11 protein-coding genes are annotated in these 14,560 nt (G+C 28.0%); 5 read left to right on the top strand and 6 right to left on the bottom strand.

Going from position 1 to position 14,560, the window contains the following annotated elements:
• The first annotated feature begins 28 nt into the window (after positions 1-28).
• The 5 genes from rlmB to nusG are packed head-to-tail and all read left to right on the top strand — an operon-like array spanning position 29 to position 2,306.
• Entirely contained in the window at positions 29-718 is a 690-nt protein-coding gene (rlmB, locus tag V3255_RS03145) for a 23S rRNA (guanosine(2251)-2'-O)-methyltransferase RlmB (protein ID WP_333503818.1), read from the top strand.
• A 25-nt stretch (positions 719-743) separates the two neighbouring features.
• Entirely contained in the window at positions 744-1,295 is a 552-nt protein-coding gene (locus V3255_RS03140) for a sigma-70 family RNA polymerase sigma factor (protein ID WP_044284027.1), read from the top strand.
• Positions 1,296-1,335: 40 nt separating this feature from the next.
• Positions 1,336-1,476, top strand: a complete 141-nt coding sequence (gene rpmG / locus V3255_RS03135) for a 50S ribosomal protein L33 (protein ID WP_010320912.1) — start codon at positions 1,336-1,338, stop codon at positions 1,474-1,476.
• Positions 1,476-1,712, top strand: a complete 237-nt coding sequence (gene secE / locus V3255_RS03130) for a preprotein translocase subunit SecE (RefSeq protein ID WP_318090080.1) — start codon at positions 1,476-1,478, stop codon at positions 1,710-1,712. The genes rpmG and secE overlap by 1 nt, the downstream gene beginning before the upstream one ends.
• Before the next feature lie 18 nt (positions 1,713-1,730).
• Positions 1,731-2,306 carry a transcription termination/antitermination protein NusG gene (gene nusG / locus V3255_RS03125; protein WP_333503817.1) on the top strand — a complete coding sequence of 192 codons (576 nt, stop codon included), beginning with the start codon at positions 1,731-1,733 and terminating at the stop codon, positions 2,304-2,306.
• A gap of 304 nt (positions 2,307-2,610) precedes the next feature.
• On the opposite strand, the gene V3255_RS03120 is transcribed toward nusG, so the two are convergent.
• From V3255_RS03120 to V3255_RS03095, 6 genes are all read right to left on the bottom strand, one after another.
• Positions 2,611-6,243 (bottom strand): Mbov_0399 family ICE element protein, encoded by a 3,633-nt coding sequence (locus V3255_RS03120; protein ID WP_333503816.1) that lies wholly within the window; start codon positions 6,241-6,243, stop codon positions 2,611-2,613.
• Entirely contained in the window at positions 6,243-8,885 is a 2,643-nt protein-coding gene (locus tag V3255_RS03115) for an Mbov_0397 family ICE element conjugal transfer ATPase (RefSeq protein ID WP_337896818.1), read from the bottom strand. The genes V3255_RS03120 and V3255_RS03115 overlap by 1 nt, the downstream gene beginning before the upstream one ends.
• A gap of 32 nt (positions 8,886-8,917) precedes the next feature.
• The gene (locus V3255_RS03110) at positions 8,918-11,242 is read right to left on the bottom strand and encodes an Mbov_0396 family ICE element transmembrane protein (protein ID WP_341516235.1); all 2,325 of its coding nucleotides are present in this window, start codon (positions 11,240-11,242) and stop codon (positions 8,918-8,920) included.
• The gene (locus V3255_RS03105) at positions 11,242-11,553 is read right to left on the bottom strand and encodes an Mbov_0395 family pilin-like conjugal transfer protein (RefSeq protein WP_277446625.1); all 312 of its coding nucleotides are present in this window, start codon (positions 11,551-11,553) and stop codon (positions 11,242-11,244) included. Before V3255_RS03105 ends, V3255_RS03110 begins: the two co-directional genes overlap by 1 nt.
• Entirely contained in the window at positions 11,553-12,332 is a 780-nt protein-coding gene (locus V3255_RS03100) for a DNA-processing protein DprA (protein WP_044284021.1), read from the bottom strand. Before V3255_RS03100 ends, V3255_RS03105 begins: the two co-directional genes overlap by 1 nt.
• A 795-nt stretch (positions 12,333-13,127) precedes the next feature.
• Complete coding sequence (locus V3255_RS03095) at positions 13,128-14,492, bottom strand: APC family permease (protein ID WP_308700575.1); 1,365 nt, start codon at positions 14,490-14,492, stop codon at positions 13,128-13,130.
• Between the last annotated feature and the right edge of the window lie 68 nt (positions 14,493-14,560).

The raw sequence follows: 14,560 nt of genomic DNA, 5'->3' as shown, positions 1-14,560 counted from the left end.
TCCGCGTTTCATACGAAAGTGAAAAAATATGCTTAAATATATCTGTGGCAAGAATTCGGTGATAGAAGCAATTAAAAATGGGTTTGTTTTTAAACAAATTTACTGTTTAAAACAGCCAGATAGTCCAATTTTTTCGAACCAAAAAGTACAAATAGTTAATAAAGATTTTTTAGATAAATTAGTTTTTGCAAACCACCAAGGCTTTGTTGGTGTTGTTGAAAACTTTAAATTTTTTGAAATTGATGTTTTAAGCAAGGATAGACCCGAAATTGTTTTAATTCTTGATCATATTCATGATCAAAATAATCTCGGTAACATTATTAGAACAGCAAATTGTTTTGGAATTAAGCATATAATTTTGCCCAAAAAGCGAGCAGCTAAACTTAATGAAACTACTTTCAAAGTCGCATCAGGTGGTTTTATTGGTATCAAGTTTATTCTTGTAAATTCAATTGTAGCTGCAATTAATAAATTAAAAAAAATAGGTTTTTGAATTTATGCCACTGATTTAAGCGAAAAAAGTAAAAAAATTAATGAAATTCAGTTTAATTTTCCCTGTGCAGTTATAGTTGGCAATGAGGCTACTGGAATTAAAAAAAGTAGTTTGTATGCTAGCGATGAGTCATTTTTTATTCCGATGGAAGGTAAAATTGACTCTCTAAATGTTACAGTTGCAACGGGAATTATACTTTTTTATCTAAAAAACAAACAAAAATAAAGAACTATGAGGTTTTATTTACAAAATGTGATTAGATCGTAAGAAAAAAATAGCTAAAAATAAGAGATATTTTACCGTTTTAAACAAATATTCGCATATTTTATTAGCTTGCTCAAAACAAGTAATAAAAACTTTTGCCTTAACACCGATAACTTATCAAGACCTATTTAATGCTTCAATTGACAAATTTGTGCAGTTATATGAAGAATTTGACCCGAGTTTAGGTATCCCGCTTGAAAATTATTTGGTTCACAAAATTAAACTGTTTATGCTAGGATATGCAACTTCTTTTACCACAAAAAACTATCAAATAGCAAACTTTTCGGTTTCACTTGATGAATTACCTGAAAATATCGAATTTGCTGTCGAAAGTGAGCTTCACAAACTAGAAATTCAGGATATTTACAACCGAATTACCGAGTCTTTTGATGAACTTGAGATGGAAATGTTTGAAATGTTTTTTATTCAAGACATTCCAACTAATGTTATTGCTAAAAAAATTGGCATCACCACACAAAAGGTTAATGATTTTATTCGAGCTACAAGTAATAAATTAAGAAGTTTTTTCCTAAATTAATATATAATTATAGACTGTAATGTTAAATTTTTAGGATAATATGAAGAAAAAAATTAGTCTAAGCTGCTTTGTTTGTAAAAATCGGAACTATAAAACAAATAAATCGCTTCAAACTCGCCTTCAGATTAATAAATTTTGCAAAATATGTCGCAAATCTACTTTACACCAAGAGGAAAAATAATGTGAAAAAAACAAGCCAAAAATATTAAAATCCCTGACGAGACAAAAAAAAGGAAAAAAAAATTTTTCTTTCGCCTTTTTATTAAAGAGATGAAAAGGGTAAAATGACCAACAAGTCGAGTCGCTTTTCAAAGTTTTGGGCAAACAATAATTTTTTCACTTATTTTTATGGCTGTTTTTTTCGCAATTACAATTATTGCTGCCTATATTTGAAATCAAGCCGGAGTAGGAATTTAGAAAGGAGCAAAAAATACTATGAAAATATATAAGTGATACATGATTTCAACTATTTCATCAAAAGAAGATGTTGCAATTACTTTACTTAAAAACCGAATAAAATACGAAAATTTAGAAGAGCACTTTCAGGAAATAATCAAATTTGACGTCCCTTATTATGAGGAGGCCACAAACGGAAAAACTGAAAAAAAACTCAAATACCGTAATTTATATAAGGGTTACTTTTTTATCAAGATGAATATGGTTGATAAAGCCTGATTTGTTGTTAGAAATACTCAATATGTAACTGGACTTGTGGGTTCTCATGGTAGAGGAACTAAACCAACGCCAATTTCAATTCGGCAATTCGAGCGAATGAAAGAAAATTGAAATCAAAAAGTTCTTAGTTTTCAAGAAACTAACGATACTACTGCAATAACTTGACAAATTGGCGATTGGGTAAAAGTGACTCAAGGTCCTTTTTCTGGCGATATTGGTAAAATTATCGAGATGAATGAGACTAAAACCTTAATAACAGTAGAACTTGAAAATGTTTTTGGGCGTAAAGCTCCTGCGACCTTTGAATATAAAAATTTAAAAAAGTTCAATAACTAAAACTTCAGCTTTAGTGACTGAATTTTAAATATTTTTTTAAATTTAGCTCTATCTATCAAGGCTAAAATTTTTCTTCTTAGTTGAAAAAACCTATCTAAAACAGCTATTATTTTGTTTTTTGAAAAAATTTTTAAAAATCTGAAAAACTCCTTTCTTAAACAAAGTCTAACAAAAAATAGTTATAATTATTTTTAGTCAACAAATTAATTAAAATTTATTAATAAAAAAAAGTCTTTTATTCAAGTAAAAGACTTTTTTTTATTAACTATTTGCGATTTTAATTTATTTAATTTTTCTGAGGCTTCTAATTTTTAAACTTTGCGATAAATTTGTTGTAAATCCAAAAGCCAAAAAACAGTAATCCTATTATTGAAAAAATAATTAACGGAATTAGTCAATAAGCTGTGGATTTTGAAATATTTGACTTAGTAATTTCAGAATTTTTTTCTAAACCGCCCAAAGTTAGATCGCCTAAAGTTGTAAAATCTGAATTAAAAATAGTAAGTTCTTTTTTTCCATTTAGCTGAGGTGTTCCAGGTTTTAAAACAAGTGTTGCCTTTTCTAATTTTGGATTAGTCCGAAAATTATTCACAATTTGTGAAATATTCTGTAAGTACAAATATTTTTTTGAATCAATTTCTTCAGGCAAAAGAAGGTTATAGACATGATCTTTAATGGCATTTTCCAAATTTTCACTGTTTTTTGAAATAGAAAGACTAAATTCTTTGGCTTTAATTTGATTTAAATTGCTAATTTTAGGGTTATTTAGACTTCCTATAATATTAACAAGTTTAATAGTTTTCGATCCATAAAATTTATTAATTTGATTTTTCTTGACTTTTAGAGTCAAATTTCAAATTTTGTGAGGTATTTGTTCACTTTCTTCGGCATTTTTTATCACATTTTCGACGACATTATCAAAATTTTCAATTACAAAATCGACATTATAGTTGTATTTAACATCTTTTCAACTCGCCTGGATTTGCTGTAATATAAAATTTTTGGCATTTTGCAAGTTCTCGATACCAGTAAGATTGATTCGCTCTAACAAAAGTTCATCAAAAATATTTCTTGAATCTTGAAAAATTTCACTATTTTTTGTGCTTTTTTTCACAACAATAAAGGGAGTTTGTAAATGAAAAAGCTCTTTAAACTCAGGTTTTAGATCAAAATTGGCAATTATATTTTCGTCATTTTCTTCTAAAAACAGATTTACTTTGTCAAAATTTTCTTGATTTGAAAAGTAATCAATTATTTGAGATGAATTTTGCAAATTTTGATTTACTGTATGTTTGTCATTTTTCAAATTAAATTTAATTTTAGCTTTATTTTTATTTTGCTCTGAATCTTTAATTTCAATGTCAGAAAAACTTAGGATACCTAAAATTTCTTCAAAATTTTCTGCTTTTTTATCATCTTTTTTAACTATTTTAATGTCAAAATCAAATTTATTATCTTGACCCTGAACAATATTTTCAATTTTTATATCAATATTACTAGAATTTTCATTGTCATCTACAAAAAATTTAGATATTTCAGAAATCATTTCTGGGTTAATTTCGAGAACTTTGTTGCCTGTTGAGCTCTCAAAACCGTGATTTGAACCTATTTTTTGGTTATTTGTCTGTTCTAAATTTTCAAAATTTAAATTTTTTTGAACTAATAAGACAATTTTGTTTTTAATTTCGATGTTTTCGTCTAATTTTTGATTAATTTTCTTAATTTGCTTTGTTTTTACAACATTATCTATAAAATTTCTTCAATATAATAAAATTTGTTCATATGTCAGTTTTTTGATATTTTCATTTGTTATTTTTTCTAGAAGTAAATATTGTTCTAAAATTTGGCCTGCTTTTGATTCCCAAAAAGGGATAATTGATTTATTTGGGAAAACATCATTAAAAAGTTGTGAACTTGAATTTTCACCAATAGAAACAATTTTATATGATGAAAGTCCTTTATCAAATTTAGAAGAAAAAAGTCAAACTCCCCCAATCGAAAAATATTTATTTGCACTATTTGTAATGTCGAATTTTTCTGATTTTTTGCCATTTTTGTTTAAAATTTCAAAATTTTCACTATTATCTGAGTCAACTAAATATCTAAAAGATGAAACTTTATCATTTTCAGGATTTGAATTTAACACTATATTAGCGCCTTTTCCACTAACACTTGCTTCTGCAATGAATCCAAATTCTGATTCAAGACCTAAATTAAAACGTGAAATTTCGCTTGGAAGTTGAGCAAAATTGCTGTTTTCAGGTATAGAATTAGGATTTTTGCCGGTCGATACTCAAACAATTTGTTTTTTAGTCCCAGTTTTTGTATCAATTAACGGATCATATTCAGGATTTTTGACCTTAACTCCAAATTGATCATAAATTATTTGATCATTTTTGTCTTTTAAGTAAGGTTCAATTAATTTTTGTTGATCTTTATTATTTTTTGGATCTCAAGCAAACCACTTTATATCCATAATTGAATTTGCTGTTTTAATTACAAATTCAATTTCATAAATAGCAACTAATTCTGAATTATCCTGTATTTTATTGTCTTTTTTAAATTTTTTAATTTCAATTTTATAACTGTTTGTTGAATTTTGCTGGTTTTTTTGTTCAAGTCTTAGGTCCTCAAGATCATAATCAAAATTAAGATCTAAAACATCTACAGGATTTCCGTTGACATATAAAATTTCATTTTCATCTGGATTTGTAATGAAATTTAGCTTTATTTTATTATGATATTCTCATTTTCCGCCGTATATTTTCCGAACTCCGCCTTCGATTGTTTCGCTTTTTGGTTCAGAAATTTTCACTGGTTCGTCAATTTTTGATTCATAAGTTTTAGAATCATAAATATTACCCGGAATAATTGTCAGTCTTTTTCAAAACTTATCATTATTTTCAAAAAATGGGCGTACATTCACCTTGTTATTTAACTGGAAATTGTAAAAATTTTTATCCTGTGGGTGCTTAAATCTGATAAAAAATTCGATTTGCGTGTCGCTAATAACGTTAAAATGGAGATCTGCATTGTATTTTTTTCCTTTTTTAAAAAGTTCGCTTGAAAATTCAGCAACTTTTTTTTCAATTTCTTTTAGACCTTTTTGAGATGAAGTTAGCGAAAAACTTTGTATTTCATTATTATTTTGTTGATTTGTTTCAATTTTTATCGAAATTTGGTTATTCTTGATAATCGAGTTATTAAAATTTTGCCTTAAATCTGACAAATATTTTTCAAGCTCTAGATCCTTATTTAAAACTCTTTTTTGGTATGAATATCGATATTGCAAATTTACAATAAATTTTTTAATTTTATCTCTTTGCAATTCAAACCCTACACTGTAAATTAAATGACTTATTTTTATATTTTTAAGATTAAAATTCTTTTCAAGTTCGCTAATTTTATTTTTGGCATATTCATTTAAAATGTTTGAAATGTTGATTTTATTATATTTTTTTGATGTAATTGATAATGAATTTCGATCAAAAATTGACTTATCATATTCGCCGTAAATGTTAAAAACTGTTTCTTGTTTTCAATCTCTAAATCTGGATTCACTTAAATAAAATTGTCAATTTCGACAACTTTCAAGTTGACTACAATATTCAGGTGCTAAATTCTCATCTCTTATTTCAGGTTTTGAGCCTGGTTTGTAAAATTTTTCTTTGATTGTTCGATCAAATCAATATGAATTTAGTTTTCTTATTTCACTTTTTGAGTCAATTTTGTTGTCTTTTATTCATTCAAAACTAAATGAATCAGGTTGTCTTTCGATTTCCAAGTCAAATTGAGCACTAAAATTTGCAAATTCAGATTTTATTTCATAATTATCATAATTATTTAACTTAAAATAAGCTGTGTTTTGGTAACCTGCTGACAAAAAAAGCACAGGAATAAGGCCAGAAATTAAAAAAAATGGTATTTTTTTGCTCATTAATCTCCTTTGTTAATTAGTTTATCTCCTTTATCGAAAAATAATTTTTTCTCTGCATTGTTAAAATAACCTGAACAAATATATCGATCATTTAAATTTGCAGAAAAAATGAACTCACCTATTTGGGCCAGTGCAATAAATTTTTTTTCTTCATCAGTAAGCCCACCTGAAGATGAAAAAAGTTTGTCTACTTTATTTATATCATTACTTTTTAAATTAAAAAAGAAAGCATACTGGCAGTTTTCAATAATAGCTTCACTTTTTCGGGCAGCTTCACCGCTAATTGCAAAATCGCCGGGATTTTGTGTTGTTATGATCAAACCACCGTTGTATTTACGAATGGTTTTAGCAATTTTAAACAAAAAATCTAGCGCGATTGTGTTTGATTCATCAATAAATCGGTGTGCTTCGTCGACAATTAGGGTAATTTTTTTATTTTTGTAAAAATTTGTAGCAATTTTCCCTTCTATAAATGACAGGATCAAAAAAAATGCTGCCTGATAAATACGTTTTTCAAGATGCATCAATGTTGAAACATTAAAAATTACAAGACCATTTTGAATATCAAAGTTGGAATTCTGCCCATTAAAAAGTCTATTGAGTTTCCCGTATTTACTAAATTCATATTCTAAAGTTGATGAGACAATCATTTTTTCATGCTGACTAATGTAGGAAAAATCCATTGACTTGTAATTGGCAATTAAGTCATCAATAGTTGGAAATTCACTAGGTTCTAGAAGGCTAACATCATTAAAAAGTGTATAAAAGTTCTTATTTTTATAGATTTCATTGACACATTCAATGATTGACATTAGCATTTTGTGATCTAAATTTGGAAGCAAAATGCCAAAAAATCGCTCTAAATTTTGCAGGTGAAGTGAAATAGTTTCGGCGTTATTATAAATACTTTCATCAATAATTTTTGACTGAGGATTAAAAACTTTTTGAATTTGTAAAGGGTTAAAAATTGTTGATGATCCACTGGCAAAATTAATTGTATTTGCTTTTAGTTCTTCACCGATTTTCCAATATTCGTTTTGTGGATCTAAAATAATCACTGAATTTCCGACAGCTTTATTATAAGTTAGCAATTTTTTTGTCAGTGTCGACTTACCAGCACCAGAAGTTCCTAAAATGAAACAATTTGAATTTTTTCGATCTTGATTTTGCAAAAAAAGATCGAAAAAAATAGGTGTATAATCAGTTTTACTAATCCCAATTATATTATAATTTCCGTCATTAAAATTTCGCGATGTAAAAGGAATTCCAAAAGCAACATTACTTGCTTGCATTTCAATTTCTTCCTTTAAAAAGTTGCTAAATCGAAAAAAAAGTGAAGCAAAACCTTGTAATTGACGGTATTTTAGTGGATTTATTGTTCCACCAATGTTTCTTAAATTATTTCGATTTTTACTTTCAATTTCTTTAAGTTGAGATTTAGTCTCCCCTCAATTCAAAAAAATAAATGTCGAATAAAAAATTTCTTCATTTGAAGAGCCAGCAATGTTAATTATTTCTTCAAGAGCTGCTCGTTCTGTAGCGGTTTTAGATTTTTGGACAACATTTTTTTGGTCATTCAAATTAGATTCTAAATTTTTCGCACCTCGGTTAAAACTTATTTCTTTTTCGGCACTTGTTAGTCGATTTAAATGCCAAACCACGCTGCTATTTGTTGAAAAAAGTTGAGCTGCTCATCCAAGAGGAAGATTAAAAGGATATTCATTAATTGTTTGAACTGAAAAATAAATGTCATTAATTTTAAAATGTTCTGGATGTCATTCAATTCGGTCTTGTGCCAAATATTTACTAATATCATCACCTTCTTGAATTTTTTTGTATTCCTGATCACTTAAAAAATCACTAAAATTGATTATTTTCAAATTTAAATCAAGTAAATCTCTAAGTGTGCAAGTTTTAGCACGAAAACCTGTTGATGAAATGTTCGATCTGAGCAAATTAAGTTGCTGAAGCAAACTAACGTCATTTTTTTCATAAATAATAATAAAATAGCGATGATGCAAATAAGTGTCAAAATTTGCAATATCATTTTTGTAAAACTGGCAAAAATTCTCGTTCAAATTGGCTTTGCATTCATCCTGATTTTGTAAAAAAAATAGTTTATTTTTTGTTAAATCATTAGGATGAGCAATTTTTACAATCGAAATTCGACTATTAACAGCATTAAGACTTGTTGTAAATTGTTCAAGAATTTGTTCGATTTTTTGACTTCCAATGCTAAAAATATCTTGACCATAAATTTCAATTCCAGCTATAAAACCGCCTGAAATTTTAATAAAATCCTGTTTAGCACGGCTATATGGTAATAAATTTCGTGTATTTGCACTTGTCGAGGAAATTTTGCTATAAACTTTAGGTCTTGTAAAATAGAGAGCAATATACCAGATAATTTTATAGCCTTTTAGCCCCCAATTTTTGTAGTATTTTATTAATGGAACTGTTCAAACTAAAAAAAATGCCGTAGAAATCAACATTTTTACCAAAATAAATAAATTTTCAGGCAGCGCAAAACCAATAGAGGCAGAAACTAAAAACAAAACGATAATTACCGGAATGTCAATTAGCGTAATGTGTCGAAAAATTTGGATTTGAACATTTTTAATTCGTTTATTTTGTAATTTCATAATTTACCTATCCAAAATACAAAAAGTTTGTATTAATTGTTTAACTTATCTTTTTCTTGTTTTTTAGCACTATTAGTGTTTGATTTATCTGAACTGTCCTGAATTTGCTGATCTTTTTTGGTCATATTTTCGTTTAATTCATCTTTAACTGGTTTTAAATTTTGGTTAGATTCACCAGTTCTTAATTCAGAATTTAAAATTATTTCAGTATTGTTTTGGGCTTGACTGTCAGTATTAATTTCTGCTTTTTTACTTCTAGTTCATGTTTTTTTAGGTGCTGAATTGTCGATTTTTTCATCATTTTGTTCAATTTGTGGTCCTGATTTTTCAATGTTTTTTGAATTTTCATCTTTAGCTATGGAAGATTTTTCGTCTGATGTTGCAGATGCAGTGCTACTTTTTTCACTAGTTTTTACTTTTTTCGCCTTTTCTTTTGTATCACTAGTTTTTTCATCTAATTTTGAATCAGATTTTTCAATTTTTACCTTTTTTTCTTTAGATTCGGCTGCTTTTTCTGCTTTAGTTTCTTTCTTTTTTACTGCTTTTTTAACTTTTTTAGCTTCTTTTTCAGAGGTTTCATCTTTTGTTTTGGAAGATTTTCTTCGCGTTTTTTTAGTCTCTTCTTTTGGTCACTCACCTCAAAATCTAGCTCAAAAGCCTTGTTTTTTTGCAGGTTTTTCTGCTATTTCTGGATTTTCAGTTTGCTGTTTTTCATCAGATTTATTTTCAGAATTCTCTTGTTGATCTAAATTTGGCGCAATTTCAACATCATTTTTTTCAATTTTTGGCTGTTTTTCATCAGTAGATTGATTTTTAGATTGACTTAATGAATCAGTTTGCTGTAATTTATCATCAGAAATTGGGCTTTTTTCAGTCAATAATGCATCATTTTGATTCATTTTTGCTGTTTCTTCGATTTTATCTTGAGATGATGGGTTTTCTGCTGTTTTTTCAACAGTTGACCGTGTATTTTTTGGCTTTTTATCTAAATTTTGACTTGAATCACCCCTTTTAAATTTCGAGAATAAATTATTAATTTTTTTGCTAAAAAAATTTTTTAATCCTGTTTGTTCACCATTTAAAGCCCGATTAGCTCTGTAATTTCGTCACTTTTTAATCAAAGGTTTAGCTTTAGTCGCGGCATAAGCAACTCCAGCCCCGACTCCCACTAGGTTCATCGCATTTCTTCAAGGGCTTTGCTTTTGGTTTGGACGAATTGAATTATCAATAATATCAAAAGGCTCTTTTTGATTTCATTTTGAAGGCAGGCCTGTTAAATCAGTAGCATTTTTGTGATTATTTTGGTTTAATTTAAACATTGTCCCGGCCGCCCCAGCAAGCGCAACTCCTCCAACTTTTAGAGTAGAAGAAGCCAATCTTTGGTGGTGTTCAACAGCTCCGGCCTGTCCATAATTAGCGGCAATTTGGCGAGTAAAGGTAGAAATTGCCAGTCCGCCCCCGATTATAAAAGATATTTTTAGCAAAAAACGGAAGATAAATATCCCTTTTGCTCCTTCAAAATCAATTGAATCTGCAATTTTATAGGTCGAAGCTACTCAAATTAAGAACAAATTAAAACTGACTTGGTAAATAATAATTACCGCAAATTGCCCAAAAAATGTTCTTGTTCAACTTTTTAGTTTTCGACCATCGTCCCAAATGCTACTTACTGCTCAAAGTGGCATTGTTATAAAATTCATAAAAAGTTGCGCTGATGCAGTGAAAAGTGAAATAAAACTAATTCCTAAAATATAGGCAACAACAATTGAAGATGCCGAAAGTGTTATAATTAAAATTATTGCCTCACCTGATTCCATTGTCGTAAAAGTTGAATAAGATGGAACACTAAATTCTTCACTAATTGTTTTAATTTCACTGTCAGGAATTTTATTTGATGCTGATCTTAACATTAAATCAATTAAATTTTGATCACCACTAATATAATTATTTATTATTGTTAAGGTTGACTGAATCGCAATTAGTAAAGCAAAAAAAATAACCGGAAAAGTAAAAATAAAAATAAAAGAGCCAACACTAACTTTTGACATTGCCGCAATTTCTGTATCTGCAGAATTACGGCGAATAATTAAAAATTTAACATATCGTAAAATAAGAACAATAAAGCCCATTGAAATCGAGGCAATTGCAAAAATTCAAAAACCGATTGGAAGACTTTCGAACGAAAAAGTTTGTCTGTGAAAAATTGCATGGACAATAATGTTTATGCCAATTTTTTCGAAAATATAATTAAAAAAGGCTATAACTGAAAAAGGTAAATAAACAAGTAAATACCATCCTAAAACAAAAAATGGGTAGGTAATAATATTGATTAAACCACTAAAAAGTCAACCAAACATTACCCTTTAGCTCCGCCAGTTGCTGCTGAACTTGCAACAGAAATTATTACTGTTGATAATCCAAGGGCAACTAGAATGATTACAAATCCAATTGAAGATCAAATTAGTGCTTTTTTTCACTTATCCCGCTTTTCAACATCGTGGGAAATTGAAAGCATTGTTGCAAAAAAGACGATTGCGGCAACTAAAATTCCGCCAACAACAGGCATTCCTATTTGAGTCAGATATTTTATTCAATTTTGCAACGTAGTTGCAAGAGTCGATAACTCACTTCCAACTTTTGTGTCTTGAAATAAACTTAAAAAATACATTATTCTTCACCCATTCCTATTTTGTAATGCACATCTTTGATTTCAGTTATCCAATTTGCTCCTTGATAAATTAAGTCAAAAGAACCTTTAAAATCAATTAGATTCTCATAATTATCATCATAAAAGCAATAAATTTCCTTACCAAGATCGAGAAAATAATTAACTAGATTTTGTGATCCACCTTTTTGCCTTAGTGAATAAATCACTAAAAAATTACTAAGAGCGGCAACTAATCGATTCCGCTGGATTAGCCGTTTTTTATTAATATTGACCCCCTTAGGGTATTCAGAAATTATCAACAATTTATCGTAATCTTTAAAATTTTCAAACATTCAAGGATTTTCAACACCATTTACTGAAACGCCAATAATTGGTATTTCATGTAAACGGAAAAATTCCATTACTTTTTGTTCCACTCCTTTATATGCATTTGTTACTAAAACGTGTCTTTTTATTATTTGATCAAGTGAACGATTAAAAAAATTTTGAACCTGGGGGATGTAATTTTCACCAATTAGTGAAGCTTTTGGTTGCAGGTCATTTAAAAATTCGATATTGCCACTATAAAATATCACATATGGTGGGTTTTTAAGAATCCGCAAGGATTCAGGGTAATTTTTATCTGTAATTGTAATTGCCCTAACCTCCCCTGAATTAATTAATTGTTCAACTTTTTCTATTTGCTCATCACTTACCTCTTCATTTTGTTGAATTGCCTTTTGGATTGAAAAATAATCCCCTTTATATTTGATTGCATAATGGATTAATTTTTTATTCATACGCCCTCCTTCTGCTCTAAATTAAGAAAAAAGACCAAGAAAACGTTAAAAAAAACTTTTTAGCTAAAAAGTCTTTTTATTGTTCTTTTTTAGTAAATAAACCTAAATCTGGCTTAACTTATTATTTTTATTTTTTTCCTGAGTTTTCCAATTTGATGTCAAAAATTCACTTTTTACTGAGTATAAATATGCAAAAATACCGTCAAATCCATGTTTTTTGAGGCAAAACCTTAATTTTTATTATTTTAAATCTAAGCTTTTGCAAAAAAAAAAAAAAATGTTTGGTCTAAGAAAAAATTATGTTATAATAAACCTCACTAAGAATTAATTAATAAATTTTGATATTGAATTAGGGGGATTAATTATGTTTTTTTGCATGAAAAAAATCAAATAGTGCGAATTTTCCATTATGTTTTTAAATATGATGGAATGCCTTAAATTCACCCGTTTAGAAATCTATAAATTTAAGGCTTTGAATTATTGTTCTTTCAAAACTTCATATGTTTTTTTAGGCTCAGCATAAATAAAAATGAGTTTTCTATTTGCATTGAGTTTAAATAGTAGTTGTATTTTTTATGATTTTTGTTAGTGTTTTAAACTAAAAAAGTAGTTTAAAAATTTCATAATTTTACCTTTTAAGTTAAAATTTTAGCTTTTTTAGTCAATAAACTTAAATTCGGCTTAACTTATTGTCTTTATTTTTCTTGAAATTTTTTGAATTTATAGCAAACTAAAACATAAAAAAAGCTATGAATTCATAGCTTTTTTTATGTTTTGATGGACTTTAAAACAATATTAACTAACTACTTTTCTCAATTTTCTCTTTTTTAGTCAAGAATTTAAAAATTTAACAATATACCCAATTAAAATTGCGGCAACGTAACTTATTAAAGGTATAAACTGCTCAAAAGTTACTTCTTCAGAACTACTACTAATAAATGGTAATTGTGAAACAATAAGGGTAAATAAAATAACAATCATACCTATAATGTAAATTACAATTTCTCAAATTGGTATTTGCTCGTTTTTTCGTCATTTTCAAATCAAAACTGTAAAGAGTGTGAGAAAATACTGAATTAAAAAGGAAATATTTCCTGCCTTTAAAATTGTACCAAAGGTGTCTGTAACACCGGCAATTCTAGGAATAATTGTAAAAATTATACTTGAAGTAATAGCAAGCGAAACTGAAAGATAAATAGCATGATGGTATTCGTTGTGCTTATTTTTTTTGGCAAAAATTGAAGGTAAAAAACCGTCTTCAGCAAGTGGGGCAATATATCTTGCATAAGGTTGAACCGATCCCATTGTTGCTGACATTCGATTAAAGAATAATCCGATTGTAAAAAGTGATACTCCTGTGGTACCTCAAAGAGTTTTGTAGACTTGTTCAAGTCCAAAGTTTGAAAGATATTCTTTACCAAGTCCTATAAAAATTATATAAAATAAAAAATAGGAAGAAATTACTATAAGAAACATTAGAATTATTACTTTTTTAAACCGTTTTGTTTCGACACTTTGTGAAATTGTCGCTAATGACTCAAAACCACCATAAGAATAAATAAATGATAAAATTGTACTAGCGAATAATGTAACACTAAAAGGTTCGATTTGGCTAAAAGTATGCCCATATGTATTTGATTGAATAATTAAATAAATAATTAAACCAAAACCAATAAGAAGTGTTGCCCATTTAAAAATAGCAGTAACTAAAATTATTTGTTTTGAGAGCTTAAACCCAAAACTACCGGCAAGAATTAAAATTATATAAACTACTAATGAGATTGAAACATAAACTCATTGGCGATCAGGATCAAATTGTGTTAGTAGAGTTGAAAAAAATAGCGGACTTGTTGCCGAAAAAAGCATAATTCGGGCGACTTGATTTCAACCTGTGAAAAAAACAAGCCCATTTTTAAAGGTTTTCTTAGCATATGCATAAGAACCACCAACTTCATTTTGGTATTTTTGGCCAGCTCGAGCAAAAGCAAAAATAACAGCTAAAGTAATTAAAGATGTTAGAATAAAGACAAAAACACCCCAAATTCCTTGATTAATTACTCTCGAAATAGTGGCGATAAAGCCAAATCCTACAACATAATTTAGCCCATAAAAAATAAATTGTCGTTCTGTAAGTGTGTTTTTTGATTTAGTTTTCATAATTTTGGCCTTTAATTTTCAAAATTGTATTAAATTGTACCACTAGAAAAAATAATTAATTAAAAAAATTT

It is taken from the genome of Mesomycoplasma ovipneumoniae (genome assembly GCF_038095975.1).
Lineage (GTDB): Bacteria > Bacillota_I > Bacilli_A > Mycoplasmatales > Metamycoplasmataceae > Mesomycoplasma > Mesomycoplasma ovipneumoniae_C.
This window is presented reverse-complemented; position numbering and strand designations above follow the sequence as displayed.